This is a genomic window from Mycoplana ramosa, assembly GCF_041930185.1.
Lineage (GTDB): Bacteria > Pseudomonadota > Alphaproteobacteria > Rhizobiales > Rhizobiaceae > Mycoplana > Mycoplana ramosa.
On sequence record NZ_JBHEEW010000012.1, the window covers coordinates 130,970 to 157,931 of the forward strand.

Annotated in this window: 28 protein-coding genes; 14 read left to right on the forward strand and 14 right to left on the reverse strand. The window is 64.9% G+C overall.

The genetic code is table 11. The annotated features are described in order from the left end of the window. The first annotated feature begins 70 nt into the window (after positions 1-70). The 3 genes from JNC62_RS16090 to guaA are packed head-to-tail and all read left to right on the forward strand — an operon-like array spanning position 71 to position 2,777. On the forward strand, positions 71-520 hold the full coding sequence (locus tag JNC62_RS16090) for a PaaI family thioesterase (RefSeq protein ID WP_374840030.1): 450 nt from the start codon (positions 71-73) through the stop codon (positions 518-520). Continuing rightward, positions 517-1,155 carry a 5'-methylthioadenosine/S-adenosylhomocysteine nucleosidase gene (locus JNC62_RS16095; RefSeq protein ID WP_374840031.1) on the forward strand — a complete coding sequence of 213 codons (639 nt, stop codon included), beginning with the start codon at positions 517-519 and terminating at the stop codon, positions 1,153-1,155. Before JNC62_RS16090 ends, JNC62_RS16095 begins: the two co-directional genes overlap by 4 nt. Before the next feature lie 59 nt (positions 1,156-1,214). After that, the gene (gene guaA, locus JNC62_RS16100) at positions 1,215-2,777 is read left to right on the forward strand and encodes a glutamine-hydrolyzing GMP synthase (RefSeq protein WP_374840032.1); all 1,563 of its coding nucleotides are present in this window, start codon (positions 1,215-1,217) and stop codon (positions 2,775-2,777) included. Positions 2,778-2,947: 170 nt separating this feature from the next. On the opposite strand, the gene JNC62_RS16105 is transcribed toward guaA, so the two are convergent. Then, positions 2,948-3,508, reverse strand: coding sequence for a methylated-DNA--[protein]-cysteine S-methyltransferase (locus JNC62_RS16105; protein ID WP_374840033.1), 561 nt, complete (start codon positions 3,506-3,508; stop codon positions 2,948-2,950). Between the two features lie 326 nt (positions 3,509-3,834). On the opposite strand from JNC62_RS16105, the gene JNC62_RS16110 reads away from it, so the two are divergent. Further along, complete coding sequence (locus tag JNC62_RS16110) at positions 3,835-4,893, forward strand: M14 family zinc carboxypeptidase (protein ID WP_374840034.1); 1,059 nt, start codon at positions 3,835-3,837, stop codon at positions 4,891-4,893. Positions 4,894-5,057: 164 nt separating this feature from the next. Then, positions 5,058-6,521 carry a phospholipase D-like domain-containing protein gene (locus JNC62_RS16115; RefSeq protein WP_374840035.1) on the forward strand — a complete coding sequence of 488 codons (1,464 nt, stop codon included), beginning with the start codon at positions 5,058-5,060 and terminating at the stop codon, positions 6,519-6,521. A 21-nt stretch (positions 6,522-6,542) separates the two neighbouring features. Here JNC62_RS16115 and JNC62_RS16120 read toward each other — a convergent pair whose 3' ends face one another. Then, positions 6,543-7,388: an endonuclease/exonuclease/phosphatase family protein gene (locus tag JNC62_RS16120; RefSeq protein WP_374840036.1), complete on the reverse strand. Its 846-nt coding sequence runs from the start codon at positions 7,386-7,388 to the stop codon at positions 6,543-6,545. A 260-nt stretch (positions 7,389-7,648) separates the two neighbouring features. Here JNC62_RS16120 and JNC62_RS16125 point away from each other — a divergent pair, with 260 nt between their 5' ends. Further along, positions 7,649-8,818, forward strand: a complete 1,170-nt coding sequence (locus tag JNC62_RS16125) for an amino acid aminotransferase (RefSeq protein WP_374840037.1) — start codon at positions 7,649-7,651, stop codon at positions 8,816-8,818. Positions 8,819-8,901: 83 nt separating this feature from the next. Continuing rightward, entirely contained in the window at positions 8,902-9,255 is a 354-nt protein-coding gene (locus tag JNC62_RS16130; protein WP_374840038.1) for an ArsC family reductase, read from the forward strand. Positions 9,256-9,362: 107 nt separating this feature from the next. Here the strand turns inward: JNC62_RS16130 and JNC62_RS16135 are convergent, their stop codons facing one another. From JNC62_RS16135 to JNC62_RS16155, 5 genes are all read right to left on the reverse strand, one after another. Next, entirely contained in the window at positions 9,363-10,673 is a 1,311-nt protein-coding gene (locus JNC62_RS16135; protein ID WP_374840039.1) for a calcium-binding protein, read from the reverse strand. Positions 10,674-10,976: 303 nt separating this feature from the next. Continuing rightward, positions 10,977-12,038: a 3-carboxy-cis,cis-muconate cycloisomerase gene (locus tag JNC62_RS16140; RefSeq protein ID WP_374840040.1), complete on the reverse strand. Its 1,062-nt coding sequence runs from the start codon at positions 12,036-12,038 to the stop codon at positions 10,977-10,979. Positions 12,039-12,119: 81 nt separating this feature from the next. After that, positions 12,120-12,920: a 3-oxoadipate enol-lactonase gene (gene pcaD / locus JNC62_RS16145; RefSeq protein WP_374840041.1), complete on the reverse strand. Its 801-nt coding sequence runs from the start codon at positions 12,918-12,920 to the stop codon at positions 12,120-12,122. A gap of 296 nt (positions 12,921-13,216) precedes the next feature. Next, positions 13,217-14,125 carry a ribokinase gene (locus JNC62_RS16150; protein WP_374840042.1) on the reverse strand — a complete coding sequence of 303 codons (909 nt, stop codon included), beginning with the start codon at positions 14,123-14,125 and terminating at the stop codon, positions 13,217-13,219. A gap of 47 nt (positions 14,126-14,172) precedes the next feature. Continuing rightward, a complete protein-coding gene (locus tag JNC62_RS16155) occupies positions 14,173-15,399 on the reverse strand; it encodes a DNA recombination protein RmuC (protein ID WP_374840043.1) in 1,227 nt (408 codons plus the stop codon). Between the two features lie 113 nt (positions 15,400-15,512). On the opposite strand from JNC62_RS16155, the gene def reads away from it, so the two are divergent. The 3 genes from def (at position 15,513) to truA (ending at position 17,844) form a co-directional block, all read left to right on the forward strand. After that, on the forward strand, positions 15,513-16,037 hold the full coding sequence (gene def / locus JNC62_RS16160; RefSeq protein ID WP_374840044.1) for a peptide deformylase: 525 nt from the start codon (positions 15,513-15,515) through the stop codon (positions 16,035-16,037). 125 nt (positions 16,038-16,162) lie between these two features. Then, positions 16,163-17,101 (forward strand): methionyl-tRNA formyltransferase, encoded by a 939-nt coding sequence (fmt, locus tag JNC62_RS16165; protein ID WP_374840045.1) that lies wholly within the window; start codon positions 16,163-16,165, stop codon positions 17,099-17,101. After that, positions 17,101-17,844 carry a tRNA pseudouridine(38-40) synthase TruA gene (truA, locus tag JNC62_RS16170; protein ID WP_374840046.1) on the forward strand — a complete coding sequence of 248 codons (744 nt, stop codon included), beginning with the start codon at positions 17,101-17,103 and terminating at the stop codon, positions 17,842-17,844. Before fmt ends, truA begins: the two co-directional genes overlap by 1 nt. Positions 17,845-17,849: 5 nt before the next feature. On the opposite strand, the gene JNC62_RS16175 is transcribed toward truA, so the two are convergent. The 4 genes from JNC62_RS16175 to dapD form a co-directional block, all read right to left on the reverse strand. Next, a complete protein-coding gene (locus JNC62_RS16175; RefSeq protein ID WP_374840047.1) occupies positions 17,850-18,464 on the reverse strand; it encodes a hypothetical protein in 615 nt (204 codons plus the stop codon). Beyond that, positions 18,433-19,626 (reverse strand): succinyl-diaminopimelate desuccinylase, encoded by a 1,194-nt coding sequence (gene dapE, locus JNC62_RS16180; RefSeq protein WP_374840048.1) that lies wholly within the window; start codon positions 19,624-19,626, stop codon positions 18,433-18,435. The genes JNC62_RS16175 and dapE overlap by 32 nt, the downstream gene beginning before the upstream one ends. 137 nt (positions 19,627-19,763) lie before the next feature. Continuing rightward, on the reverse strand, positions 19,764-20,144 hold the full coding sequence (locus JNC62_RS16185; RefSeq protein ID WP_374840049.1) for a DUF805 domain-containing protein: 381 nt from the start codon (positions 20,142-20,144) through the stop codon (positions 19,764-19,766). Positions 20,145-20,146: 2 nt separating this feature from the next. After that, entirely contained in the window at positions 20,147-21,004 is an 858-nt protein-coding gene (gene dapD, locus JNC62_RS16190) for a 2,3,4,5-tetrahydropyridine-2,6-dicarboxylate N-succinyltransferase (RefSeq protein ID WP_374840050.1), read from the reverse strand. Between the two features lie 216 nt (positions 21,005-21,220). Here dapD and JNC62_RS16195 point away from each other — a divergent pair, with 216 nt between their 5' ends. Further along, a complete protein-coding gene (locus tag JNC62_RS16195) occupies positions 21,221-22,114 on the forward strand; it encodes an LOG family protein (RefSeq protein ID WP_374840051.1) in 894 nt (297 codons plus the stop codon). Between the two features lie 42 nt (positions 22,115-22,156). Here JNC62_RS16195 and JNC62_RS16200 read toward each other — a convergent pair whose 3' ends face one another. Beyond that, a complete protein-coding gene (locus JNC62_RS16200) occupies positions 22,157-22,867 on the reverse strand; it encodes a pyrimidine 5'-nucleotidase (protein ID WP_374840052.1) in 711 nt (236 codons plus the stop codon). A 98-nt stretch (positions 22,868-22,965) separates the two neighbouring features. Here JNC62_RS16200 and JNC62_RS16205 point away from each other — a divergent pair, with 98 nt between their 5' ends. Continuing rightward, positions 22,966-23,871, forward strand: a complete 906-nt coding sequence (locus tag JNC62_RS16205) for a DMT family transporter (protein ID WP_374840053.1) — start codon at positions 22,966-22,968, stop codon at positions 23,869-23,871. Between the two features lie 34 nt (positions 23,872-23,905). Here the strand turns inward: JNC62_RS16205 and argB are convergent, their stop codons facing one another. Beyond that, on the reverse strand, positions 23,906-24,793 hold the full coding sequence (argB, locus tag JNC62_RS16210; protein WP_374840054.1) for an acetylglutamate kinase: 888 nt from the start codon (positions 24,791-24,793) through the stop codon (positions 23,906-23,908). A gap of 186 nt (positions 24,794-24,979) precedes the next feature. Here argB and JNC62_RS16215 point away from each other — a divergent pair, with 186 nt between their 5' ends. Further along, positions 24,980-25,516, forward strand: coding sequence for a sigma-70 family RNA polymerase sigma factor (locus tag JNC62_RS16215; protein ID WP_374840055.1), 537 nt, complete (start codon positions 24,980-24,982; stop codon positions 25,514-25,516). After that, a complete protein-coding gene (locus tag JNC62_RS16220; RefSeq protein ID WP_374840056.1) occupies positions 25,513-26,238 on the forward strand; it encodes an anti-sigma factor in 726 nt (241 codons plus the stop codon). Before JNC62_RS16215 ends, JNC62_RS16220 begins: the two co-directional genes overlap by 4 nt. Before the next feature lie 95 nt (positions 26,239-26,333). Here JNC62_RS16220 and JNC62_RS16225 read toward each other — a convergent pair whose 3' ends face one another. Next, entirely contained in the window at positions 26,334-26,864 is a 531-nt protein-coding gene (locus JNC62_RS16225) for a DUF1269 domain-containing protein (protein WP_374840057.1), read from the reverse strand. Between the last annotated feature and the right edge of the window lie 98 nt (positions 26,865-26,962).

Sequence of the window (26,962 nt, forward strand, 5' to 3'; positions counted from 1 at the left end):
CTTGCGATGCGAAAGCATGCGTGCGAGGGTCTCGGCGATGCCGGCAGTCCGGCGAGACGAAACGAGTGACATGACAGACCTTCCACCGGCGGACTTCCGCGAACGCATCACCTCGAGTTTCCAGCGGCAGGCGGCCATGCGCCTGATCGGGGCGCAGTTGACGCGCATCGAGCACGGCACCGTCGAAATCGAGCTCCCCTTCGACGAAAAGCTGACGCAACAGCACGGCTTCCTGCATGCCGGCATCATCTCGGCCGCGCTCGATTCCGCCTGCGGCTACGCCGCCTATTCGGTGATCGACCCCGACGCCTCCATCCTGACGATCGAATTCAAGGTGAACCTCATGTCGCCCGGCCGCGGTGACTGGTTCCTGTTCCGCGGCGAGGTGACGAAGCCGGGATCGAACATCATTGTCGCGGACGGCCGGGGGTACGCCATCGGCGACGGGCCGGCCAAGCTGATCGCCTCGATGACCGGAACGATGATGGTGGTGCGCGGCCGCGAGGACGTCGCCGGATGAGCTATAGACTGAAGCGCGTCGCGAGCCGGAACCTGCTCTATGTGATGGCGGTCGCCTCGGAATACGGCGAGCATCTCAAGGGCCGCATATCGCCGTTGATGACCGGCATCGGTCCGGTCGAGGCGGCGGTGCAGGTCACCCGGGCGCTCGCCGATCTGCAGGCGCAAGACAGCCTTCCCGATCTCGTCGTCTGCCTTGGCTCGGCCGGCTCCGCGACGCTGGAACAGACGGAAGTCTACCAGGCCGCGAGCGTCTCCTATCGTGACATGGACGCCTCCCCTCTCGGTTTCCCCAAGGGCGCCACACCGCTTCTCGACCTTCCGGTCGTGGTGCCAATGCCGCAACGTATAGCCGGAATTCCCGAAGCGCGCCTTTCGACGGGGGCGAACATAGTCTCTGGGGCGGCCTATGACCTGATCGACGCGGACATGGTGGACATGGAGACCTTCGCCGTGCTCCGCGCCTGCCAGACCTTCGGCGTCGCCTTGATCGGCCTGCGCGGCATTTCCGACGGCAAGGCCGAACTGAAGCACGTCGGCGACTGGACCGAATACCTGCACGTCATCGACGAGAAACTTGCAGGCGCCATCGACCGCCTCGAACAGGCCATCCTGAACGGATCGATCGGCGTTTGAAGCCTCAATTTCCGGGCTGCCCGGTTGCGTGCTGCGGCAAATTTCATTAAAGGCTCGCCATGACCCAGACACCCCATCCCGACAGCGTCCTCATCATCGATTTCGGCAGCCAGGTGACCCAGCTCATCGGCCGGCGCGTGCGCGAAGCAGGCGTCTATTGCGAGATCATCCCCTTCCAGTCCGCCGAAGAGGCCTTCCACCGGATGAAGCCGAAGGCGATCATCTTCTCCGGCGGCCCGGCCTCGGTGCTCGACCACGGCAGCCCGCGCGCACCGCAGGTGGTGTTCGATTCCGGCCTGCCGATCCTCGCCATCTGCTACGGCCAGCAGACGCTGGCCACCCAGCTCGGCGGCAAGGTGGAGGGCGGACACGCCCGCGAATTCGGCCGGGCCGACGTGGAGATCCTGAAGGATAGCCCGCTGTTCGACGGCATCTGGGACGTCGGCAAGAAATATCCGGTCTGGATGAGCCACGGCGATCGCGTCACCGTCGCCCCGGAAGGCTTCGAGGTCATCGGCGTCTCCGAAAACGCGCCGTTTGCGGTCTGCGTCAACGAAGCGAAGAAGTACTACACCACCATGTTCCACCCGGAAGTGGTGCACACGCCGGACGGCGCGAAGCTTCTTTCCAACTTCGTGCACAGAATTGCCGGCATCACCGGCGACTGGTCGATGTCGGCCTATCGTGCCCGCGCCGTCGAGGCGATCCGTGAGCAGGTCGGCGACAAGCGGGTTATCTGCGGACTTTCGGGCGGCGTCGACAGTTCGGTCGCGGCGCTGCTCATCCACGAGGCCGTCGGCGAGCAACTGACCTGCATCCTCGTCGACCACGGCCTGATGCGCAAAGACGAGGCGGCGAACGTCGTCGCCATGTTCCGCGAGCATTACAACCTGCACCTCGTCCATGTGGACGCCTCCGACCGCTTCATCGGCGAGCTGGAGGGTGTCTCCGACCCCGAGACCAAGCGGAAGATCATCGGCCGCCTGTTCATCGAGGTGTTCGAGGAAGAAGCGAAGAAGCTCGGCGGCGCCGAGTTCCTGGCGCAGGGCACACTCTATCCGGACGTGATCGAGAGCGTTTCCTTCACTGGCGGCCCGTCGGTGACGATCAAGTCGCACCACAATGTCGGCGGCCTGCCCGAGCGCATGAACATGCAGCTCGTCGAGCCGCTGCGCGAGCTGTTCAAGGACGAGGTGCGCGTGCTCGGCCGCGAGCTCGGCCTGCCCGACAGCTTCATCGGCCGCCACCCCTTCCCGGGTCCCGGTCTTGCCATCCGCTGCCCGGGCGGCATTTCCCGCGAGAAGCTGGAGATCCTGCGCGAGGCCGACGCGATCTACCTCGACGAGATCCGCAAGGCCGGTCTCTACGACAAGATCTGGCAGGCCTTTGCCGTGCTCTTGCCGGTGCAGACGGTCGGCGTGATGGGCGACGGGCGCACCTACGAATTCGTCTGCGCGCTGCGTGCGGTCACCTCGGTCGACGGCATGACGGCCGACTTCTACCACTACGACATGAACTTCCTCGGCCGTGCGGCCACCCGCATCATCAACGAGGTGCGCGGCATCAACCGCGTCGTCTACGACGTGACGAGCAAGCCGCCCGGCACGATCGAGTGGGAGTAAGGGCACGCCCCTTGTTTTGATGAGGTTTGAAAGCCCCGGTGCTGCGCATCGGGGCTTCTGTTTTGCTTCGGACGGCGAAGCGCCGACGCGCGTCTTCTTCGAGCTTGCCCGCCATAAACCACGGCCCGGACAGGCCGGCCAGAGCAATATGGATCAGCTCACCAAGCCAACTAGAACCCGAACGATTGCTGCGCCGGCTCCTGCTGGGCGAAGGAAATACCCTCGAGCGCCAGCATCTTCAGCTTGGACGAGGCGCCGCCCGGGGCGGAGAAGCCGCCGATCTTGCCGCCGGCGGCGAGCACCCGGTGGCAGGGAATGATGAGGGCGACCGGATTTTTCGCCATGGCCTGACCGACATCCCGCGCGGCTTCCGGGCCGGCGCCGAGCTGACGGGCGAGCGCGCCGTAGGTAATTGTTTCCCCCCAGTGAACTTGCCGGACGGCATCGTAAATCGCCTTGAAGAAGGGCGACTGGCCGGAAAGGTCGACGGGTACGCCTGCAAAGTCGACCGCCTCGCCGGCAAAATAGCGACCAATCGCCGAGACTGTCTCCGCAATGGCAGGCGGAGGGTCCGCGGGTTCGGCAGCAGGCAGACGACGCAGAAGCAGGCGGCGCGTCGTGTCCGCATCCCGACCCGGCAGTTGGAAGCGCACGATACCGGCGGCGTTCCAGGCGATGGCGCAATGACCGCTCGGCGTTTCGAAGACCAGGTAGCTGACCGCGTCGGACATGGCGAAAAAGCTCCGTGCTCGCGTATGTCCTAAGATTATGCGTCGACGACAGGAGTTCAACCCGATGACCGTCGTCACCGGACTTGCCCGGCTCTGCGGCCCGGATACTTTTCCGGGCAGCAGCTAACAGGCCCGCTGCGGTCAATCTCCAAATACGCAGGCTTGACGCCGGGCCGGAATTTTCGTGCTAAAGTTGCCATGCCTGGACTTTGCGACCCCAAGGAATGGAACCTTCTTGTCGACCGATACTTGGTCAGCTAACCATGGAGCACTGCGACAATTGTCCAGCCGAAGTCAGCTCAAGCATCGGACCAGCGAACCAAGACATGAACATTTCTGAACTCATCATCCCCGGTGACACGCCCGGCATCGAATGGCGGCTTCCGGTGCTGCATTTCGCCGGCACCTCCGCCACCGCACCGAAGGTCTATATCCAGGCTGCGCTGCATGCCAACGAACTGCCGGGCACGGCACTGATCCATTACCTTTGCGAGCACCTGCGCGAAGCGGAAGCCGAAGGGGCCATCCTCGGCGACATCACGATCGTGCCGCAGGCCAACCCGATCGGTGCCGCACAATCGCATTTCGGTGAGATGCAGGGGCGCTTCGACCTGGCCTCGCGAACCAATTTCAACCGCGACTTCCCGCTGGTCACGCTCGCCGAGCGCGACAGCCTGCTTGCGGATCTCGACGGGCAGACGGCGGTGAACCGGCTGAAGCGGACGCTTCTTCACATGGCGCTCGGGGCCGAGCTCGTGCTCGACCTGCACTGCGACGACGAATCCATCCAGTACGCCTATATCGACGAGGCCTTCTGGCCGGAGGCGTCCGATCTCGCCAGCGCGCTTGCGATGGAGGCCGTATTCCTCTCGGACGGCGAAAGCAGCGCCTTTGAAGAGGCAGTGGGCCATGCCTTCAAGCGGCAGGGCAAGGAGACGCTGGCACAGGTGCCGGGGCGGCTTGCGGTCACCGTGGAGTTGCGCGGCCGGCGCGACGTCTATCCCGACATGGCGAAAGCGGACGCGCATGGGCTCTGGCGTTTCCTTGCCGCCCGCGGCGTCGTTCGCGACGAGGCCGCGCGGCTGGCCGACTTCACCGGGCCGGCGGTGCCGCTCGACAATATCGAGATGGTTCGTGCGGTCGAACCGGGCACGGTCCTGTTCCACAAGGACATCGGCGACACCGTCGAGGCGGGCGACCTGCTTGCCACGCTGATTACGCGACCGGGTTTCGCCGACGGTTCCGTCGACATTCGTGCGTCCGGAGCCGGACTGGTTGCCACCCGCAGTTCCGATCGCTTCGTCCGCCGCGGCGGCGATCTGATGAAAATCGCCTGTGGAAAGCCGACCCGCCTCGACCGAAAGCCGGGCACGCTCGAGGACTAAGCAAATTGCGCGAGCAATCTGCGCCCCTTCAGGCGACGGCCGGTTCCAACCGGCCTGCCCCCTCTCCGGGGCGCGGGACAGAAGCGGCTTTCATTGCCCCCGCCCCCGTTCTAAGGTGAATTTTACCAACGCGTTCAATCACTAGGGGCGGTGTCAGGGCCGATATGCTGCAGACGATTTCCGACTACTGGCCGCACATCCTGGTCGTCCTGTCGATCCTGCTCGGTACGCCTGCGGCAATCCATGCAACGATGACGAAGGAAGAGGTGCGCGCCGCAATCGGCTGGGTCGGCGTCATCCTGCTTTCGCCGATCCTCGGTGCCGGCCTCTACTATGCGTTTGGCGTCAATCGCATCCGCCGCAAGACGCTGACGCTTCAACGAGCCGGCCCGATAGCGCAAAGGGGCCGTCACAATCCGGCCCTCTACGACATCGCCGACGAGACCATCCATACGCGCTATGGCGGTGCGCTCGCGGCGATGAAGCATCTGGGCTACAATGTCGGACGCTTTCCCCTCACCTCCGGCAACCGGATCGAATTGCTCGAATCCGGTGACGTCGCCTACGCGGCCATGCTCGACGCGATCGGCAACGCCAGACGCAGCATCCTGTTGGAAACCTACATCTTCGACCGCGACGACATCGGGACGCGGTTTGTCGAAGCGCTGGCCGCGGCAGCGGCACGCGGTGTCGACGTTCATGTGCTGATCGACGCGGTCGGCGCACGCTACTCGACGCCCAGCATCGTGCCTTCGCTGCGGCACGCCGGCATTTCGGTGCGGGTGTTCAACGGCAACATCGTCATGGGGTTGCGGCTGCCCTACGCGAACCTGCGCACGCACCGGAAGATCCTGGTGGTCGACGGGCAGGTTGCGTTTACGGGCGGCCTCAACATTCGGGCGGAGTTCACGAGCGAATTCGCAGGTGCATCGGTCGCCAAGGACACCCATTTTCGCGTTGCCGGTCCCATTGTCGGCGACCTCTTTCACATTGCCTACGAGGATTGGCGTTTTTCCGGCGGCGAGGCCCTGGACGGCGAGGCCTGGCGGATCGAACCGCCAACGGCCGAGCCGGGGACGGAACTGCTGGCCCGCGTGGTGCCCTCCGGTCCGGACAAGAGCGTCGAAACAAACCTACGCATGCTGATGGGGGCGATTTCGATCGCCAAGAGCCACATCCGCATCATGACGCCCTATTTCCTGCCCGAGCGAGACCTGATCAGCGCGCTGGCGACGGCTGCGCGGCGCGGCGTTCGCATCGACATCGTCGTGCCGGGCACCAACAACCTGATGCTGGTGGACCTGGCGATGACCGCGCAGTTCGACCAGTTGCTGAAGGCCGGCTGCCGCATCTGGCGCTCGAGCGGCAGCTTCAACCACTCGAAGCTGACCGTCGTCGACGGCGTATGGTCCTATATCGGCTCGTCGAACTTCGACCCGCGCTCGCTCCGGCTGAACTTCGAGATCGACATCGAGGTGTTCGACACCTTCTTTGCCGCCGAGATCGAGGCGCGGATCAGCACGGTGCTGAAATCCGCCGAAGCGGTCGATCTCAGTGCGTTGATGGCCCGCCCATTTTCACGCCGGCTGATCGAGCGGATCACCTGGCTGGGCTCACCCTACCTGTAGACCAGCGGCAACGCGCCAGGCTTAGGCGGACTCACGCATGGGCTGCCGCGAACCATAGCCCCGTTCCCAGATAGCCTTCAGGTCGATATGTGCCTTGATCGGCAGGTGGTCGGAGGCCACCTTGGCAAGCGGGCTGTCGTGAACCTCGACGGCGGCGACGAGATCGTGCGGGTGGCCGAGCACGCGATCGAGCGCCAGGACCGGAAACCGCGACGGAAAACTCGGGACGGCGCCCGAGGCCGGATCGAACACCGGCGAAAGCGGCGAAAGGGATGAGCGCCGACCGACGCGCCACTCGTTCAGGTCGCCGATCAGGATCGTCGGCATTTCCTCGTCCTGGGCCACGGACGCCAGGATGTGCTTGGCCTGCATCTCGCGGGATCGCTTCAGAAGGCCGAAATGGGCGGCGACCACCCGGAGCTTGCCGGTCGGAAAGTCGATATTGACCACCAGGGCACCACGCGGCTCCACGCCCGGCAACTTCAATTGCTGAACCTTCAGCACCGTGCCCTTGCGAAACATCAGCATGTTGCCGTGCCAGCCGTGGCCGGTGCTGGACAGGCTGGTGATCGGCACCGGCACCAGGCCGCTGTTCCGCTCGAGGCTGGCCAGATCCAGCAGGCCCGAACGACAGCCAAAACGCTTGTCCGCCTCCTGGATGGCGATCACGTCGGCATCGATTTCGGAAATCACCTCAGCGACGCGCTCCGGATCGAACTTCCGGTCCACGCCGACGCATTTATGCACATTGTAGGAGGCGATGACCGTGTCGCCGCCGTCGCGATTGGCCGATATCGGCCGATGCCCACGGCGATTGCGGATCGCAGACAGGGCTGCGGTGCTCACCTTCTCGTTCAGCTTTCTCAATGAACCTTCCTTCGCACGGTCGTGCAGGCAAAAAGATAGGGGACGCGGCAACGCACCGCAACCGCGGGAGCCGCAAAATGTGCCGACCGGCGCGGCAAACCGGACAGGGCGAAAGATCCCGCTCGAAATCCGCCGCGATTTCCCGTAAACCGTCGGCCAGAGGCGTCGCGAACCTTGCCGGCTTGCCACGCTTTGGGTCATTCCGATTCGCATGTCTTTCGGGAGACATGCTCCGGCTTCCACGCAGCAGGGGTTCTGCCATGTTCGACACGCTCGCCCGCCAATCCGACGATCCGCTACTGGCCCTGATCGGGCTCTACCGAGCCGATGCGAGGCCGGGCAAGGTCGACCTCGGCGTCGGCGTCTACCGCGACGAACAGGGCGGCACGCCGATCTTTCGCGCAGTCAAGGAGGCCGAGCGGCGCCTGCTGGAGGGCCAGACCACGAAATCCTATGTCGGCCCAGAGGGCGACCCCGTATTCCTGGAGCGATTGTGGGACCTGACCACAGGACCGGCCGGCCGCAGCCTTGCCACCGCTGGCGTGCAGACGCCGGGCGGATCGGGGGCGGTGCGCCTTGCCGCGGACCTTCTGGTGCGGATGGGCGTCAAGAAGATCTGGCTCGGTGTGCCGACCTGGCCGAACCATGCCGCCATCTTCAAGGCGGCGGGCCTCGAGGTCGTGACCTACCCGTTCTTCGACGTGCCCTCGCAGACGGTTCTGTTCGACGGGATGATGGAGGCGCTGCAGGGCGCAAGGGCCGGCGATGCCGTGCTGCTCCATGCGAGCTGCCACAACCCGACCGGCGGCGTGCTCTCGCCCGAGCACTGGGCGGCCGTGTCCAAGCTGATCGCCGAGCGAAGCTTGCTGCCGCTCGTCGACAGCGCCTATCAGGGCTTCGGCAAGGGGCTGGAGGCTGATTCGGAAGGATTGCGCACGCTGCTTGCCGCCGTGCCGGAAGCCCTTGTCGCCGTCTCCTGCTCGAAGAACTTCGGTCTGTACCGCGAGCGAACCGGCGCCGTCTTCGCCATCGCAGCGTCCAAGCAGGCTGCCGATGCCGTGCGCACCAACCTCGCCGGCCTCGCCCGCACAAGCTATTCGATGCCGCCAGACCACGGGGCCGCCATCGTCAGCACGATCCTCGGCGACGCCGCGCTGACGGCGGACTGGATGGCGGAACTGGAAACAATGCGCGGCCGCGTCGCATCGATCCGCGAACGGCTGGCCGCCGGCCTGGCACGCCGCTGGCAGGTGATGACGGCGATCGCCGGGCAGGAGGGCATGTTCTCGCTGCTGCCGCTGGAGGAGGCCGACGTCATGCGCCTGCGTGCCGAGCATGCGATCTACATGCCCGCTTCCGGCCGCATCAACATCGCCGGCCTCAAGAGCGCCGAGGTGGACGCCGTGGTCGAGAAGTTCCTCAGCCTCTGACGGCGGACGGGAACGGATGGCGCCACAAAAGAAACGGGCCGCTCAGCGGCGCCCGCCGGCGAGCAACGGGGCATAGGGAGACCATGGCGACAATCACCCTCTACGGCATCAAGAACTGCGACACGATGAAGAAGGCGCGGACCTGGCTGGATGACTGGCAGATCGCCTACCGTTTCCACGACTACAAGGCCGAGGGCATCGACGCGGCCTCGCTCGGGCGCTGGGTCGAGGCGCTCGGCTGGGAGGCCGTGCTGAACCGGGCCGGAACGACATTCCGCGCGCTTGCGCCAGCCGAAAAGACCGGCCTGACGGCGGAAAGAGCCATCGCACTCATGCTGGCCCAACCCGCCATGATCAAGCGCCCGATCCTCGATCGCGGTGGCCAGTACCTCGCCGGTTTCAAACCGGCACTCTACGAGGCGGCATTTTCCGCCTAGGGCGCGTCGCGATCCTTCGGATTCGCTTTCCGCGCTTTGGACCCTTGTTTCCTCGCATGTCGTTTCTTATGCGCGACATGCTTCAGAGCGACGGGCGAACGGCTTGCTCAGATGATGAAGAAGTCGGCAGCCGTCATCTTCAATCCCGCATCCAGCGTTGCGAAAAGCACACGACCGCCGGAACCACTCCCGTCCGGGTCGTAGAAGAGATTGCCGGCGTCCTTCTCGTAGATGATGCGGTCGCTCTTGTCTGCGGCCGTGCCGGTATCGTTGGCGACAAACTGATCGGCGGTCAGCGCTCCGGCGCCCACCAACTTGGTAAAAACCGCGTTCTCGAGCCAGATCGTGTCAGCGGCCACGTTGAAGTCGTCGATCTCGTCGACATTGTTTGCTGCGCTGAGCTTCGTGTTGAACACAAAGGTATCCCTGCCACTGTCACCGCGCAAAAGATCGTTGCCAAGCCCGCCGGCGATCGTGTCGTTGCCAGCGTCGCCGCGCAGCCAGTTGCTGCCTGAGCTTCCCGTCAGCTTGTCGGCGAGCGCAGAACCGCGGACCCCTTCGATGCTCGTCAATGTGTCCGTCTTGCCGAAACCATCGATCGCCGTGCCCGCCTGGAGGTTGACAGTGACACCGGCCTTGCCGCCGCTGTTCTGGTCACGATGATAGCTGACCGTGTCGAAACCGCCACGGCCATCGATGACGTCCCGGCCCCCGATGCCCTGAAAGTCCTCGTCGCGGGCGGATCCTTTCATGATGTCCCTGAACTGGGTGCCGCGAAAGGTCTCGAAATTCTGGAAGGTTTCGGCATTGCCGTAGGGATCCGTCACCGTCCCGGCAGCCGCATCCAGCGCTATGCCGCCGCGCGCGTTGGAATTGTAGCGGGCGTCCTGAAAACTGAGATTGTCCCATCCCGCACCGCCGTCATAGGTGTCCCTCCCCTCGCCGCCGATGACGAAGTCATCGCCGCCGCCGGCGTTGATGGTGTCGTTGCCGGCGAACCCCTCGAGGTCGTCGTTCCCGGCCGATCCGTTCAGCTTGTCGTTGCCCCGCATTATCCAGGCCTGGAGGTTCCAGGGATCAAAGGAATGGGCGGCGTTGTCGAGCGCCTCCAGCGACAGGCCAAGCCCCTCGATTTTCGACACCAAGGTTGTGCCGTTCGACTGAAACAGCTCGATCCTGGTCACCTTGCCGCCAATCGGATCGCCCTTGGAATCGAAGGCGAAATCGGTTCCGCTGAACCGCAACCGAAGGCCGTTGTCCAGCTTCAGGTCCACCCGTGTCGACGTCCTGGCAACCACCGTTGCCGTCGACGGATCCACCAGTTCCCCGAACATCGGATTGTAGTCAAATCCCGCGATCGCCGGTGTATAGCTTTGCGGATACTTCCCGTTGGGAAAGAAAACCGTATAGGTCGCCATTGTCTCCACCTCTCATATTAGATGGCGGAAATGTAGCGCTTGCCGTGCAAGACTGTCGATATCGCCTCCGTTCACTCTAAGGAGGTAAGATGCGCAAGGGGGACCGATGCTTCGGCATAGCCGCCCCCTTCGTAAGTCTGCGGCGGGCATCAAGCGGTCAGACAACGGGTAATCGCGGAACGCGCCGTGCCAGTCTGGAGTATCGGGCATAGAACATCCCGACCGCAAGAACCGGAATTCTCCATTCATCTCAAGCGATGGGATCCGGTCTACCCGCTGGCATGAAGCGAAGGTCCGCCACTCCTACTCATGCCTCCGACCGATATCGTCGATGGACGCAACCAGACCTGTGGCCAACCGCGTCGAAGCACCCGCGGCCACGACCATCTGCGGCAGCAGCATCCATTCCAGCGTCCAGGCGCTTCCCGAGCGCTCCTGTTCGTGAACGAGCGTCTGGTGAAGACCACCAAGCGCGGTGGCGTTGAAGCGCGCCAGGGTTACGAGCACCTCGGCCGCGACCGGATTGTGCTTGTGCGGCATGGAGGAGGACGACCCGCCACCGGCAAGCACGATCTCCCGGCCGTCCTGCACCATCAGCGCGATGTCCTGGCCGAGCTTGCCGAGGCTTCCGGTGATCAGCGAAAGCAGGTTGGCAAAATCGGCAAGACGCTCGCGCTGGCTGTGCCACTGCGGCACGTCGGCGAGCGAAAGCGCATCCGCCAACAGCGCGCGCACGCCCTCGCCTTTTTCGCCAAAGGCCTCGAGCGTCCCCGCCGCCCCGCCAAACTGGAGAGGGAAACGTCGCTCGATGACGAAGCCGAGCCTCTCCAGGTGGTTCTCGACCGGCCGGCGCCAGGTCGAAAGCCGGTCGGCAACGGTGATGTCGATGGCCGCCTGCATGCGCGTGCGTCCCGTCAGCACCCGCCCGCCATGGCGCGCATCAAGTTCGTTCAGCCCCGCCATGATGCGGCGGAGGCGCTCGACGAGGATGGGCGCGGCGCGCGAAAGGCGAACCATCAGGCCGCTGTCGATCACGTCCTGGCTGGTGGCGCCGACATGGACATGCGGGGCATCGTCCTCCGGAATGAATTGCCTGAACTGTCGCACCAACTCCGGAACGACGACTCCATCCCGCGCGGTCGCCTGGCGCAGCGCCGCAACATCCGGCGCAAACCGGCGCGCCGCGGTCACAATCGTCAGCGCCGAACTGAGCGGAACGATGCCCTTGGCCGCCTGCGCACGGGCCAGCGCGACCTCAAAGGCCAGCATGGCCTCCAGTTCGGAAGCGACGGAGAACAGGCCGGCAACCTCTTCGTCACCGAGAAGGCCCGAGAGATACGGATGATCAAAGGGGGAAACAGTCATCGTGCTCTCCTGAAACCGGAACCACCGTTAAGCCCTCGTTCTCCGCCCCGAATCCAGAATCGACCCGAAGGTACTTCCCAATCAAACACGATCCACGAGCGGATCGATGAACGCCCGGAGCAGAGCAGTCAGTGCCTCGGGCTGCTCGACGCAAGGGATGTGACCTGCATCGGCAATGATTTCGTAGCGGGCGGCGGGGATGAGCCTGGCCGTCGACAGGACGACATCGGGCGGCGTCGAACCGTCCTGGTCGCCGACGACGCACAAGGTCGGAACAGCGATGCGCCTCGCGGCGTCCGTGAAATCCGCATCCCGGATTGCCGCGCAGGTGGCGAGGTAACCGGTCGCGGGCTGTCGGACGAGCATGTTGCGATAGCCGTGGTAGGCGGTGTTTTCCGGCCGACGGAAGGCGGGCGTGAACCAGAGGCCCATGACCGCGTCGGCGATGCTTTCGATGCCGTCACGTTCGACGGTCGCGATGCGCGCATTCCAGCTTTCGGTCGTGCCGATCTTGTGGGCGGTATCGCACAGGACAAGCGCCTTCACCAGTTCCGGCCGCGCCGCATAGAGCCCCTGTGCGATCAGGCCGCCGACGGACAGCCCGATGACGACGGCCTCCTTGACGGCGTAGAGATCCAGCAGGCCGGAGAGGTCGCTGACGTGATCGTCGATGGAATAGGGCACCTGGCCGATATCCGACAGGCCGTGTCCGCGCTTGTCGTAGAGGATGATCGGATAGTCGCCGGCCAGCCGCACGACGACGTCACGCCAGATGCGGAAATCCGTCCCGAGCGAATTGGCAAAGACCAGAACAGGCTTGTCCTGCGGGCCGCCGATCACCTGATGGTGAAGACTGATGTCGTTTATCCGGGCGAACTGCAAGGATGTCTCCTCCCGACGCCGCACATTGGTCTGTCGATTTGGTCAGGTAAAGCAATATTTCGCGCTTCTGACCTGCCGCAGCTCTGCGTCCTCGAGGACGAGGCAGGCCGACGACCGCACCAAGTTCCGCCATCTGCAGACCTTTGTCGAGACGGCGCCGGCAAGAGAGCCTCATGAACGCGGCCGGGCATTTGCCCGTCAGCCAGCGAGTGGCTCTCCGCCAGCGCCGCCAGCAACGCCGCGGCACACCCGCCAAATCACATCACGGTCATGCGCCGACCAGCTGCAACGCAGGATCAGGCCTCCCGCATGCGCGCATCGACTTCGGCCGCCTCGGGGATCGACGGCTGGGCGCCGCGCTTGAGGCAGGAGAGCGAGCCGGCGATCGCGGCACGGCGCAGGCAGTCGGCAAAGGGCAGGCCCGCGTCGAGCGATGCCACCAGATAGCCGCAAAAGCTGTCGCCCGCACCGACGGTGTCGATCGGCTCGATCTTCAGGCCCGGAGCGCGGAAAACCGTGCCCTTGCGGATGGCGATGACGCCGTCGGCGCCGAGGGTCACGATGATCGTCTGCCCGGTCTGTTCGTGGAGCGCACGCATCTCGGCCTCCCGCTCCGCATCGGACAGGCCGGACTTTCCGGCATACTGCTCGAACTCGATCTCGTTGGTCACGACGATGTCGGCCTTGGCGCCGAGTCTGCGCGCGTCCGACGTCATCGGCGCGAGATTGATCACCGACGTCACGCGGCGGGCCCTGGCGGCATCGAGCGCCGCCTCGACGGCTTCCGCCGGCACTTCGAGCTGCAGCGCCAGGATATCGCCGGCCGCCATCTGCGCCACGGCCGCCTTGGCATCGGCCGCGGTGACGTCGCCATTGGCACCGGCGACGACGACGATGACGTTCTCGCCGTCGTCGGCAACCAGGATGTGGGCCGTGCCGGTCGGCTCGTCCGCGACCTTGACCAGATCGAGATCCACGCGCGACTGGGTGAGCAGCACCAGGGATTCCGCGGCAAAGGCATCCCCACCGACAGCGCCCGCCATGCGGACCGTTGCCCCGGCCCGCCGGGCCGCCAACGCCTGGTTGGCGCCCTTGCCGCCGGCCGCCGTGGTAAAGCTGTGCCCCTGCACGGTTTCGCTCGCTTTCGGCAAGCGTTCGGTGGTAGCGATGAGATCCATGTTGATGGATCCGAAAACGGTGATCATGGGCGTGCGTTCCTCCGGTATGCCTCGGCCGACACTGCCCGAGCCGGTCAGTCCTCGTCAACCACTCTCAGTTTCAACTGGCCGGTGCGGCTTTCGACCGCACGCTCCGCGCCGGCCGCAGACGGCGCCGGGGCCGGTGCCGGTCCTTGCGGTGCGGCGGCCTCGAACTCCATCTCACCGATCCGCGCGCCGCGCCGGACGAGCTTGTCAGTCGAGGTCAGGATCTGGTCGACATCCTTCTGCGCCGACGTGAAGTGCCCGTGCAGCTTGCGGACACGGTCGTCGAGACGGCCGAGATCCTCCATCAGCCGGATCACCTCGCCCTGGATCACGTGCGCCTGCTCGCGCATGCGCTGATCCTTCAGCAGCGCCTGCAGGACCTGGATCGACAGGAGCAGAAGCGACGGCGAGACGATGACGATGCGGGCGCGATGCGCGCGCTGGACGATCGGCTCGAAGCTCTCATGGATCGCGGCGAAGATCGATTCGGAGGGAACAAAGAGAAAGGCGGTATCCTGCGTCTCGCCGGCCAGCAGGTATTTTTCGGCGATGTCGCGGATGTGGACCTCCATGTCCCGGCGGAACTGCTGCGCCGCAAGCTTGGCGGCCTCCGCATTCGCCGCCGCGCCCATCGCGTTCCACGCCTCCAGCGGAAACTTCGCGTCGATGACCAGCGGCGGCTGGCCGTTCGGCATGCGGATGATGCAGTCCGGCCGCACCCCGCTGGCGAGCTGCGCCTGGAACTGGTAGGCGCCGACCGGCAGGCCGTCGGCCACGATCGCCTCCATTCGGCCCTGGCCAAAGGCGCCGCGGGTCTGCTTGTTTGCCAGGATCGCCTGCAGGCCGACGACGTCCTTCGCCAGCAACTGGATGTTCGTCTGCGCCGTGTCGATCACCGCCAGCCGCTCCTGCAGCCGGCGAAGGTTCTCGTGCGTGGCGCGGGTCTGCTCGCTGATCGACTGGCCGAGGCGCTGCGTCAGCCCGTCGAGACGCTGATTGATCGCCTGGTTCGTCTCGGCCTGGCGCGCGCCGAACACCTCGGCCAGCGCAGCGATACGGCCCTGCATCTCGTTTTGCGCGCGCAGCAGTTCGGCCAGGCGCGTTTCCGCCGCCGCTGCAGTGGCGCGCTGGCGGCTTGCGGCCCGGCGGGCGACGACGATCCAGCCGGCCGCCACGATCGCTGCGAACAGGCAGGCAAGCTGCAGCGCCGGGTCGCGGGCAAGCGCATCGAAAAGCCGAATCACCGCGGCCTGAAGGAATGGTTCCGGATTCATGCGGCAAACATAACAGCATTTGCGCGCAAGAACAGATCATAACGTGAACAAACGTGACCGTGGTGTGACGCAAGGCAATTGAAAGCCGCCCGGCAAACCGCTAAGTGAGGCGAATGACGATCAAACCGCTGATTATCCTTCCCGATCCCATCCTTCGGCAGGTCTCCGCACCGCTGGAGACGGTCAACGACGAAGCAAGGCGCCTCGCCGACGACATGCTGGAGACGATGTACGACGCGCCCGGCATCGGGCTGGCGGCGATCCAGATCGGCGTGCCGCGCCGCATGCTGGTGCTGGACGTGTCCAAGGAGGGCGAGGCCAAGACGCCGCTCGTCTTCATCAACCCCGAAATCGTCACGACCTCTGATGAACGGTCGGTGTACGAGGAGGGGTGCCTGTCGATCCCGGACTACTATGCCGAAGTCGAGCGCCCCGCGACGCTCACCGTTCGCTACCTGGACCGCGACGGCAAAGAGCGGACGATCGACGCCGACGGACTTCTCGCGACCTGCCTGCAGCACGAGATCGACCACCTGAACGGCGTGCTCTTCATCGACCATATTTCCAAGCTCAAGCGCGACATGGTGATCCGGAAGTTCACCAAGGCGGCCAAGACACGCGGCGCCAAGGCGATCTGACCCGACATCGGGCGATAAAAGCCGTTTGAAGGGACCTTCTGCTGCACGTCGCCCAAAAGCGTGCAGCGGTACTGCAGCAAGGACGTGCACGCGACGTGCCTTAGCTTAGACGGGAGCATCGCCGCATGGCGCTTCGCATCATCTTCATGGGTACGCCGGAGTTTTCGGTGCCGACGCTGACGGCCCTCGCCGACGCCGGGCATACGATCGTGGCAGCCTATTCGCAGCCGCCGCGCCCCGGCGGCAGGCGCGGACTGGAACTGCAGAAGTCGCCGGTGCATCAGGCAGCCGAGCGGCTCGGGGTCCCCGTGTTCACGCCGCTGAACTTCAAGGCCGAGGACGATCGCGCCGCCTTCCGGGCGCTGAATGCCGACGTCGCCGTCGTCGTCGCCTACGGCCTTCTGCTGCCCGAGGCGATCCTCGCCGGCACGCGGCTCGGCTGCTACAACGGCCATGCTTCGCTGCTGCCGCGCTGGCGGGGTGCCGCACCGATCCAGCGCGCAATCATGGCCGGCGACAGAGAGACCGGCATGATGGTGATGAAGATGGCCAGGGGGCTGGACGCCGGCCCGGTGGCGCTCACCCAGCGTGTCGTAATCGGCCCGGACATGACCGGCGGAGAACTGCACGATGTGCTGATGCAAGCCGGTGGCACGCTGATGGCCGAGGCAATGGCGCGTCTGGAGGTGGGCGACCTGCCGCTGACGCCGCAGGGCGACGAGGGCGTCCTCTACGCCGCCAAGATCGACAAAGGCGAGACGCGCGTCGACTTCGCCCGGCCGGCCGCCGAGGTGCACAACCATATCCGTGCGCTTTCCCCCTTGCCCGGCGCCTGGTTCGAGCTTGCGCTCGCCGGCAAGCCGGAGCGGATCAAGGTGCTTGGATCGCGGCTCGCCACGGGATCGGGACAACCAGGAACGGTGCTCGCCTCCGACGGGCTCGTCGTCGCCTGCGGCGACGGCGCCGTCTCGCTGACGCGGCTGCAGAAGGCCGGCGGCAAGCCGCTCGACGTCGCAGACTTCCTGCGCGGCACTCCTGTCGCCCCGGGCACGGTGATCGTCTGATGCCGCGCTATCGCCTGATCATCGAATATGACGGAACGCCCTATGTCGGCTGGCAGCGGCAGGAGAACGGGCCCTCCGTCCAAGGGGCGGTGGAAAAGGCGATCCTGTCGCTGACCGGCGAGACCGTCTCGATCCGCGGCGCCGGCCGGACCGATTCCGGCGTGCACGCGATGGGCCAGGTGGCTCATGCCGATCTATCGCGGTCCTGGAAGGCGCACACCCTTCGCAACGCCCTGAACGCGCATCTGGCGCAGGCGGGCGAGCGCGTGGCGATCCTCGACGCGGTCGAAGCGGCAGACGATTTCGATGCGCGCTTTTCCGCCGTGCGGCGGCACTATCTCTACCGCATCATCTCCCGCCGCGCGCCGCTGGCGCTGGAGGCCAAACGCGCCTGGTTCGTGGCAAAACCGCTCGATCACGAGGCGATGCACGCGGCAGCACAGGTGCTGGTCGGCAAGCACGACTTCACCACCTTCCGCGCCGCCCAGTGCCAGGCGAACAGCCCGGTGCGCACGATCGACCGGCTCGACGTGACGCGCGCCGGCGAGCTGATCGAGATCCGGGCCACCGCCCAGAGCTTCCTGCACAATCAGATCCGCTCCTTTGCCGGGACGCTGAAGCTCGCCGGCGAGGGCAAGTGGAGCGTCGAAGACGTCCGCGCCGCGCTGGAAGCCCGCGACCGCAAGGCTTGCGGCCCCGTCGCGCCGCCGGAGGGGCTCTATTTCATGCAGGTCGACTACTGATCCGATCAGTTCGGCAGGGTGCCGAGCGCCACTTGCAGGCCCTGTCCGACCAGCAGCGGCGGCAGCACGAAGAGCGCCGTAAGCGTGGCGGCCAGCAGCGCTTGCTTGCCGAGGCACATCCACAAGAGCCGGTATTGCAGGACGATGCTGGCGCCGAACACGACGTAGAGCAGCAATCCCGACAGCGGTGCGAAGGCCGGCACCACAAGCGCCAGTGCGAAAGGAATGGCTGTCGTATAGGCGAACGGGACTGCGATCCAGTTGCTGGCGATCACCATGGTGGCCAGCCGCTCGGCATAGCCCAGCGGCCGCGCCAGCACCGCCAGCAATGCCAGCGGCAGCAGCCAGCCGACCACGTCGATCAGCAACAGCTTCAGGATGAACTCGACACCGGCCGTCGTCCCTTCGGGCATGCGGCCGAGAAAATAGAGGCGCCAGGACGCCCAGATGACGGCGAGCGCCGGCAGGCTCCAGGCGAAGGCCCAGAAGGACCGAACAAGCCCGCGCCAGCTCAGATCGAGCCAGCGAAACCCGTCCGGCCGCTGCCGGACAAGGTGCCAGATGCCGGTCAGGTAATGCAGGACCTCGTCAAGCGCCGGCATTTCCGAACCAGCGCGCAAGGAAGGTTTCGTAGATCATCGTCAGCGTCTCCAGGTCGGCAACGGAGACGCGCTCGTCGACCATGTGCATGGTCTGGCCAACAAGGCCGAATTCCACCACGGGACAGTAATCCTTGATGAAGCGCGCATCAGAGGTGCCGCCGGTGGTCGAGAGCTGCGGAACGCGGCCGATCGCCGCCTCGATCGCAGACGACAGCGAGGCAATCAGCCGGTCGTCGCGCGTCAGGAACACGTGGCTCGGGCGCTCGGCCCACGTGATCTCGTAGCGTACCGGCGCCCGCCCGGGCCGCAGCCGGTCGTCGGCAGCCGCCACCTCCAGACGACGAACGATCTCCGCCATGACGGTTTCGGCCGTCCAGGTGTCGTTGAAGCGGATGTTGAAACTCGCCGTCGCCCTGGCCGGAATGACGTTGACCGCCCGGTTGCCGACGTCGATGGTTGTCACCTCGAGATTGGAAGGCTGGAAATCGGCCGTCCCGGTGTCAAAGGGCGGGTCCATCAGCGCATCGGCAAGCGCGATCACGCTGCGCACCGGATTGTCGGCCAGATGCGGATAGGCGGCATGGCCCTGCACGCCGTGGACGGTGATGGCGCCCGACACCGATCCGCGCCGGCCGATCTTGATCATGTCGCCGAGCTGGTCCGGATTGGTTGGCTCGCCGACGAGGCAGGCGTCCCAGCGCTCGCCGCGCGCGGCCGCCCATTCGAGCAGCTTGCTCGTGCCGTTGATCGACGGCCCCTCTTCGTCGCCGGTGATGAGGAAGGAGATGGAACCTTTCGGCGGACCATGCTTCTCGATATGGCGGGCGACCGCTGCGACGAAGCAGGCGATGCCGCCCTTCATGTCGACGGCGCCCCGGCCATACATCTCGCCACCGGCGATCGCGGCGGAGAAGGGAGCATGCGTCCAGGCCGCCTCGTCGCCGACCGGCACCACGTCGGTGTGGCCGGCAAACATCAGATGCGGACCATCCACGCCGATGCGAGCGTAGAGGTTTTCCACGTCCGGCGTTCCCGGTTCGGACATCACCATGCGCTCGACGATAAAGCCTAGCGGCTCGAGCATCGCCGCGAGGGCCGTGAGCGCTCCGCCCTCGGCGGGCGTTACCGAGGGGCAACGGATGAGGGTGGCGAGGTTCTGGACGGGGCTTGTCGCTGTCATGATGATGCACTGCCTGCGGGCTGGATTCGGCGCGCGAAACTGCGTCGCCCTGCTCGCCTTCCGATCTAGCCGAAAGGCTTGTCGCTGTCATCAACCTTCACCGAACGGTTCGCCGTTGGACCAGCGCCCCGCCCGCGTCACGCCTTCGGCCGGTCCGGCACGAGGCCGTGCGCATTCGGCCCCGGCGTGCCGGGCCAGACCATGAAGGCGATCAGCGCGAAAATGGAGATGGCCGGCACGAACAGGCACAGGACGAGCGGCGCCGGCAGCGCCATGTCGTGCAGTCGCTTGATCGTCAGCATAACCGAGGAGACGGTCGATACGACGCCGACTGCGAAAAACAGCAGCGTCCAGGTGACGAAGGCCGGCTCGTCATGCGGCGTCATCACCATGCGCGTGAGAAACGCCGCGGCGAGCGCCATCCAAAAGCCCCATGCCAGCGCGTAGGGCAAACGCGACAGGCGGCCGGACCAACCGAAGAAGAGCCATATCAGGCCAGGCTGGTCCGGGCTTGCCATCGTCAGTCCCGCAGCAGTTCGTTGATGCCCGTCTTAGAGCGGGTCTTCTCGTCGACGCGCTTGACGATCACGGCGCAGTAGAGGTTGGGCGCAGGCTGGCCGTTGGCCATCGTGCCGCCGGAGGGCATGGAGCCGGCAACGACGACCGAGTAGGGCGGCACTTCGCCATACATGATCTCGCCGGTGGCGCGATCGACGATCTTGGTCGACTGGCCGATGAAAACGCCCATGCCGAGCACCGAGCCTTCGCGGACGATGCAGCCCTCGACCACCTCCGAGCGGGCGCCGATGAAACAATTGTCCTCGATGATGGTCGGACCGGCCTGCATGGGTTCCAATACACCACCGATGCCGACGCCGCCGGACAGATGCACGTTCTTGCCGATCTGCGCACAGGAGCCGACGGTGGCCCAGGTATCGACCATGGTGCCCTCGCCGACATAGGCGCCAAGATTGACGAACGAGGGCATCAGGATGGCGTTCGGGGCGATGTAGGCCGAGCGGCGGACGACGCAGTTCGGCACGGCGCGGAACCCTGCCTTCTCGAATTCGTTGACGCTCCAGCCGTCGAACTTGGAAGGAACCTTGTCCCACCAGACCGACGCGCCCGGACCGCCGGGGACGATCTCCATCGGGTTCAGCCGGAAGGACAGCAGCACCGCCTTCTTGAGCCATTGGTTGACCGTCCAGTTGCCGTCGGCCCCGCGCTCGGCCACCCGTACCTTGCCGCTGTCGAGCAGGTTCAATGCAGCCTCGACGGCGTCGCGGACTTCGCCGCGCGTCGCGGTATTGACCGACTCGCGCTGCTCGAAAGCACGTTCGATGGTGGCTTCAAGGGCGGAGGCATTGGAGTTGTTCATCGGAATTCCTTAAACTTCGGCCACTATCCTGACGTATCTGGATGCCGGAGGGGCGTGATCTTTCCGGTGCCGAGTCCTAGAGCATGATCCCGGAAAGTTGAAGCCCTTTTCCGGCAGACGGTGTCGCGACGGCGTCGGTGGAATGCTACAGCCGGAATTAGCGCGATTGACACAGAAGAACAGGCCGGCGCGCAGGCCATCGAAACGGAAAGTGAAATGGCACGACTGAAGAAAAAGAACCTCCGCAACAAGAGCGGCGTATGGGATCCCCTCGCTGACAGCGCGTTCGACAAGCATAGAGCGTCAGTCGTTCCCCAAACACCACAGTCGACATCCGGCGCCTACCGCCTCGCCTATGTCGACGACGAGTTTCTCTGCCGCGAGGAACTGCGGCCGGTCCGCCTGCAGCTCGAACTGCTCAAGGTCGAGATGATGCTCACCGAGCGTGGCATCAATTCGACGATCGTGATGTTCGGCGGCGCGCGCATTCCCGCCCCAGGCATGGAGGCATGGGCAGCGCGCAACGAGACGCAGCGGCGAAACCTCGAGGCGGCTTCCGTCTACTATGAAGAGGCGCGCAAGTTCGCGAAGCTCTGCTCGGCGCGTTCGGCAGAAACCGGCTACAAGGAGTTCGTCGTCGTCACCGGCGGTGGCCCGGGCGTCATGGAGGCGGGCAACCGCGGCGCAGCGGAGGCCGGGGCGCCGTCCATCGGCCTGAACATCGTCCTGCCGCACGAGCAGGCGCCGAACGTCTACGTGACGCCCGACCTAAGCTTCAACTTCCACTATTTCGCCGTGCGCAAGATGCACTTCCTGTTGCGGGCGAAGGCCGTGACCGTGTTCCCTGGCGGCTTCGGCACACTGGACGAATTGTTCGAGACGGTGACGCTGATGCAGACCGGGCGCATGGCGCTCGTGCCGCTGATCCTGTTCGGCAAGGAGTTCTGGAAATCCATCGTCAATCTCGAGGCACTGGCCGAGTTCGGCACGATATCGCCGAGCGATGTCGAACTGATGCAATTCGTCGACACCGCCGAGGAGGCCTGGGAGATCATCGAGACCTTCTACGAGAAGCTCTACAAGGAAAACAATTCCGGAAACGGAAAGTGACCCATCGGACGGCCGTCGGAAAGACTCGACGGCCGGCCCCGCTCAACCGTCGATCAGACGGGTCAGAAAATCGGTGAGGTCCGACGTCGTGTAGTCGATGTGCAGGTCCTCGTCGGTCTTCTTTTCCCAGGCATCGCCGAACTCGCGGCTGTCGTCGCGCGGCATCAGGAGGACGGTCTTCATCCCCAGCGCCTTCGGCACCAGCAGGTTGCGGGGAAGGTCCTCGAACATGGCGGCGTGCGCCGTATCGACGCGATGCAACGCCATGAACTTGTCATAGGTGCTGCCGGCCGGCTTCGGCACGTATTCGGCAGCGACGATGTCGAAGATGTCGTCGAAATGGTCGAGGATGCCGAGCGCGCGCGCCGTCATCTCGGCGTGCCTGACGCTGCCGTTGGTGAAGATGAACTTACGCCCCGGCAACGCCCGGATCGCCTCGCCCAGATGTGGATCGGGCGACAGCACGCCGTAGTCGATCGCGTGCGCCATCTCCAGGAACTCCGACGGATTGATGCCGTGGTGGATCATCAGGCCCTGCAGCGTGGTGCCGTGCTCCAGATAGTAGCGCTTCTGGATCGCCCGCGCCTCCTCGCGCGACAGGCCGAGCAACGTGGAGACATAGCTCGTCATGTTGCGGTCGATCTGGGCGAAGAGATCGATGTGATGGGGATAGAGCGTGTTGTCGAGGTCGAACACCCACTCGGTCACATGGGCGAAGTCGGAACGGGTCGGAAGGCGGTGCGTCTCTGTCATGGGCGCCCTTATGACACGGGAGCAACAAGAAGCAAAAAGGATTCGTCATCGCCGCGGCACCGATGGATTTGCCCTTTCCGCCATGCTAGCCGGCAGGCATGGAAGCCTGGATCATCATCACCATTTGCGCCGCGTTCCTGCAGAACCTCAGGTCGGCGCTGCAAAAGCACCTGCGCAGTTCGTTGGGCACGACCGGGGCGAGCTTCGTCCGCTTCGGTTACGGCTTTCCGATCGCCATTGCCTATGCGGCCTGTCTGCATTATTTCGCCGGCTACGAACTTCCCGCGCTCAATGCAGAGTTTGCCTTCTGGTCGGTTGTCGGCGGGCTGGCGCAGATCTTCGCGACTATCCTGCTCGTCTACCTGTTCTCGCTGCGCAACTTTGCCGTCGGCACGGCCTATTCCAAGACCGAGCCGGTGCAGGCGGCAATCTTCGGCCTGATCCTGCTCGGCGAGCGGCTGACGCCGGGCGCGGTCGGCGCCATCATCGTCGGCGTCGTCGGCGTGATGCTGATCTCCGTTGCCCGCATGCCGCTGTCCTGGCGCAACCTGCTCGTCGCCATGACCGGGCGCACGGCGATGATCGGCATCGCCTCGGGCGCGGTCTTCGGTATCTCGGCCGTCGCCTATCGTTCGGCGGCGCTGTCGCTGCACGGCCCCAATCCGATCATGCAGGCGGCGGTGACGCTTGCCTGCGTCACCACCTCCCAAACGGTGTTCATGCTCGCCTGGATGCTGGTCAAGGACCCTCCCGAGATCGGCCGGGTGGCGCGGTCCTGGCGCTCGTCCTCGCTCGTCGGGCTGGCCGGGGTCACCGGCTCGGCCTGCTGGTTCACGGCGATGGCATTGCAGCAGGTAGCCTATGTGCGCGCGCTCGGCCAGATCGAACTGCTCTTCACCTTCGCCGCGTCCGTGTTCGTCTTCCGCGAGCGGATCAACCGCATGGAAGTGGCCGGCTGCCTGCTGATCGTCGCCGGAATTCTGCTGCTGCTGATGTGGAAGTGACGCGGGCCGGATTGTCCGACCCGCCCCCGTTTCATCAGGGAACGATCAGCGTGCCGGCGCCGCCCTCGGTGAAGAGTTCGAGCAGAACCGAGTGGGGCGTCTTGCCGTTGAGGATGACAACGCCTTGCACGCCGGCCTTGATCGCCTCGATGCAGGTCTCCACCTTCGGGATCATGCCGCCGGAGATCGTGCCGTCCTTGATCAGCGCGCGGGCTTCGGCCACCGACAGCTCCTTGATCAGTTCCCCCTGCTTGTTCAACACGCCCGGAACGTCGGTGAGGAAGAGGAGGCGCACGGCATTCAGCGCGCCGGCGATGGCACCGGCGAAGGTGTCGGCGTTGATGTTGTAGGTGTGACCGTCGCGGCCGGGGGCCACCGGCGCTATGACCGGGATCATCTCCGACTTCGCCAGAAGGTCGATCAGCGTGCGGTCGACCTCGACCACCTCGCCGACAAAGCCGAGGTCGAGGATGCGCTCGATGTTGCTGTCCGGGTCGACGACGGTTTTCTTCGCCTTTTCGGCAAACACCATGTTGCCGTCCTTGCCGCAAAGGCCGATCGCCCATTCGCCGGTCTGGTTGATCAGCGCCACGATTTCCTTGTTGATCGAGCCCGCGAGCACCATTTCGACGATCTCGACAGTCTTTTCATCGGTGACGCGCAGGCCGCCTTCGAACTTCGATTCGATCCCCATCTTCGTCAGCATGGCGCCGATCTGCGGGCCGCCGCCGTGGACGACCACCGGGTTGACGCCGGACTGCTTCAGCAGCGCGATGTCGCTGGCAAAGGCTTTGCCGAGTTCAGGATTGCCCATGGCGTGGCCGCCGTATTTCACGACGATCGTCTTGTTTTCATAGCGCTGCATGTAGGGCAGCGCCTGCGCCAGCAGCCGCGCCTGGGTTTCGCTTTCGGTCAGGGACATGGGGGCCTCGCAAATCTAGTCGGGCGCCTGTTTAGCGCATGTTGTGTGACGATGGAATGATCCAGGCCCGAGACCTGCCAAATTCATCCTTTCTGCTAGGGGGCGGGCAACTGCACCACTGCGCGGCGGCCTGATATGCTTCTTGGGGACGTAGAAAGCTCCACTCCGCCAGCCAGGATTCCGCCCGTGCGCGACGACGAGATTGCCTATCTGCTCGGGCGGATTTGCCTCAAGGATCGGCAGGCATTCCGCCGCTTGTACGAGCTGACCAGCGCAAAACTCTTCGGCATCTGCCTACGCTTGCTGCGCAGGCGCGACGATGCGGAGGAGGCGTTGAAGGCGATTTATCCGAAAATCTGGCAGCAGGCGGATCGCTTCGCCCCCGGCGAAACGAGCGCATTGTCCTGGCTTGCCGCCATTGCCCGCCGCCATGCGATCGACGTGATCCGGGCGCGAAGACCAGTGGCAAGCAACATCGAGGAAGCATATGATATCGTCGATGTTGAACCCGGGCCGGAGGAGACCGCCGTTGTCGGTTCCGACGGCAGACGTGTCGAGACGTGCCTGCAAAGGCTCAAGCCCGCGGATGCTTCCGTGGTCAGGAAAGCATATGCGGAGGGGTTGAGCTACGAGGAGATCGCCACGCTCTATGGTATCCCGGTCAACATTGCGAAAACCTGGCTTCGACGGAGCCTGCTGAAACTGAGAGTAGCGGGACGATGACATCTTCCGACCAGAACAACCGGGATCCGCGCCGCGATGAAGTGATCGCCGGCGAATACGTCCTTGGCGTTCTTTCGGCCGAGGATCGTCGCAAGGTCGAGGACCGGTTGCGCAACGATCGGGTTTTCGCGGCGATGGTCAACCGATGGGAGGAAAACCTCTCGGCCATCAACCAGGAGCTCGAGACGGTGACGCCGCCGGCTCGGGTTTATGCCGCGGTCGAGCATGAGCTATTTGCGTCACCGGCGCGCCAAGCAGGCATGTCGGTGTCGGGCACCATCTGGAGCTCGCTTGTGTTCTGGCGCACCGCGGCGCTTGCCTCCCTCGCCGCCGTTGCCACCTTTGTCATCGCCTGGTCAGAAATACTGACGCCCTCGCCCACAAAACGCCCTGTCGCGGAGCTCTCGGGCAAAGACAGCCCGATCGCCCTGGTGGCGCATTATGACGAGGCCAGCGGCACGCTGAGCCTCGCCCCAACGGCGACGGCGCAGGACGGCGCGAAATCGCTCGAACTGTGGCTCGTGCAGGAGGGGCGGTCCCCGGTCTCGCTCGGCATTCTTCCGCAGTCCGGGGAGGGATCGCTGAGCGTCCCTTCAGCCATGCGTTCAAGGCTGACGCGCGACGTCCAACTGGCCGTAAGCGTCGAACCGTCAGGCGGTTCTCCGACCGGCGCCGCAACTGGCCCGGCGATCGCCTCCGGCAAGATCCAGCCATTCCGCTGACCCGAGAAAAATCGGCTTGGAGCGGAGCCGCGATGAAGGTTCAGTGAGCTTCGGTGACGGCGGCTCGCGCCGCCGGAGCACCGGTGCAATGTCGTTCAGGAGGCTGCGGGGGCGCTGGTGACACCCGACAGGGCATCCTGCAGCTTCTTTTCCTGCTCCGGCGACAGCGACGTCTTCAGAACCCGACCGCGCAGGCCCTCCAACTCGGCCAGAACCTTTTCCGGTTGCACCTTGCGGACCAGGACGAAGAGGGCCGAGGAATTGTTCGCAATCGTGTTGCCCAGCGACTTGATGAAGTTGTCATCAATACCATAGTCCGTCAGCGAGCCGGACAGCGCCCCCGCGCCCGCACCCACCGCGCCGCCGATCGCAAACCCGGCCAACGGATTGAGAAACAGAAGTCCGACCAGGCCGCCCCAGAGCGCACCGGAGAGCAGGCCGGAGGAGGCGCCGATCGCCGTGAGGTTGAGGCTCTGCTTCAGATGGACCTTTCCCTCGGCGTCGCGCACGACGACCACCGCATCCTCCAGATCGACCAGATATTCCTTCTTCAGTCCGTTCAGCTTCACAAGGACCTTGTCGGCTTCGTCGGGTGTATCGAATCCTACTACGATCAAATCAGACATGTGCGTGCTCCAGTTTGCCGCGGCGGAGAAGACCGCTCAAAGCAGCTTTCATGCAAAGCTGCGTCCCCCGGCGCGCCGGTGAAAGCGCGCTGCGCTAA

Excerpts from the sequence above, each read along its gene's own strand:
- JNC62_RS16090 (WP_374840030.1), top strand. The coding sequence starts at position 71 with ATGACAGACCTTCCACCGGCGGACTTCCGCGAACGCATCACCTCGAGT.
- JNC62_RS16095 (WP_374840031.1), top strand. The coding sequence starts at position 517 with ATGAGCTATAGACTGAAGCGCGTCGCGAGCCGGAACCTGCTCTATGTG.
- guaA (WP_374840032.1), top strand. The coding sequence starts at position 1,215 with ATGACCCAGACACCCCATCCCGACAGCGTCCTCATCATCGATTTCGGC.
- JNC62_RS16105 (WP_374840033.1), bottom strand. The coding sequence starts at position 3,508 with ATGTCCGACGCGGTCAGCTACCTGGTCTTCGAAACGCCGAGCGGTCAT.
- JNC62_RS16110 (WP_374840034.1), top strand. The coding sequence starts at position 3,835 with ATGAACATTTCTGAACTCATCATCCCCGGTGACACGCCCGGCATCGAA.
- JNC62_RS16115 (WP_374840035.1), top strand. The coding sequence starts at position 5,058 with ATGCTGCAGACGATTTCCGACTACTGGCCGCACATCCTGGTCGTCCTG.
- JNC62_RS16125 (WP_374840037.1), top strand. The coding sequence starts at position 7,649 with ATGTTCGACACGCTCGCCCGCCAATCCGACGATCCGCTACTGGCCCTG.
- JNC62_RS16130 (WP_374840038.1), top strand. The coding sequence starts at position 8,902 with ATGGCGACAATCACCCTCTACGGCATCAAGAACTGCGACACGATGAAG.
- JNC62_RS16135 (WP_374840039.1), bottom strand. The coding sequence starts at position 10,673 with ATGGCGACCTATACGGTTTTCTTTCCCAACGGGAAGTATCCGCAAAGC.
- JNC62_RS16140 (WP_374840040.1), bottom strand. The coding sequence starts at position 12,038 with ATGACTGTTTCCCCCTTTGATCATCCGTATCTCTCGGGCCTTCTCGGT.
- JNC62_RS16150 (WP_374840042.1), bottom strand. The coding sequence starts at position 14,125 with ATGATCACCGTTTTCGGATCCATCAACATGGATCTCATCGCTACCACC.
- JNC62_RS16155 (WP_374840043.1), bottom strand. The coding sequence starts at position 15,399 with ATGAATCCGGAACCATTCCTTCAGGCCGCGGTGATTCGGCTTTTCGAT.
- def (WP_374840044.1), top strand. The coding sequence starts at position 15,513 with ATGACGATCAAACCGCTGATTATCCTTCCCGATCCCATCCTTCGGCAG.
- fmt (WP_374840045.1), top strand. The coding sequence starts at position 16,163 with ATGGCGCTTCGCATCATCTTCATGGGTACGCCGGAGTTTTCGGTGCCG.
- truA (WP_374840046.1), top strand. The coding sequence starts at position 17,101 with ATGCCGCGCTATCGCCTGATCATCGAATATGACGGAACGCCCTATGTC.
- dapE (WP_374840048.1), bottom strand. The coding sequence starts at position 19,626 with ATGACAGCGACAAGCCCCGTCCAGAACCTCGCCACCCTCATCCGTTGC.
- JNC62_RS16185 (WP_374840049.1), bottom strand. The coding sequence starts at position 20,144 with ATGGCAAGCCCGGACCAGCCTGGCCTGATATGGCTCTTCTTCGGTTGG.
- dapD (WP_374840050.1), bottom strand. The coding sequence starts at position 21,004 with ATGAACAACTCCAATGCCTCCGCCCTTGAAGCCACCATCGAACGTGCT.
- JNC62_RS16195 (WP_374840051.1), top strand. The coding sequence starts at position 21,221 with ATGGCACGACTGAAGAAAAAGAACCTCCGCAACAAGAGCGGCGTATGG.
- JNC62_RS16200 (WP_374840052.1), bottom strand. The coding sequence starts at position 22,867 with ATGACAGAGACGCACCGCCTTCCGACCCGTTCCGACTTCGCCCATGTG.
- JNC62_RS16205 (WP_374840053.1), top strand. The coding sequence starts at position 22,966 with ATGGAAGCCTGGATCATCATCACCATTTGCGCCGCGTTCCTGCAGAAC.
- argB (WP_374840054.1), bottom strand. The coding sequence starts at position 24,793 with ATGTCCCTGACCGAAAGCGAAACCCAGGCGCGGCTGCTGGCGCAGGCG.
- JNC62_RS16220 (WP_374840056.1), top strand. The coding sequence starts at position 25,513 with ATGACATCTTCCGACCAGAACAACCGGGATCCGCGCCGCGATGAAGTG.
- JNC62_RS16225 (WP_374840057.1), bottom strand. The coding sequence starts at position 26,864 with ATGTCTGATTTGATCGTAGTAGGATTCGATACACCCGACGAAGCCGAC.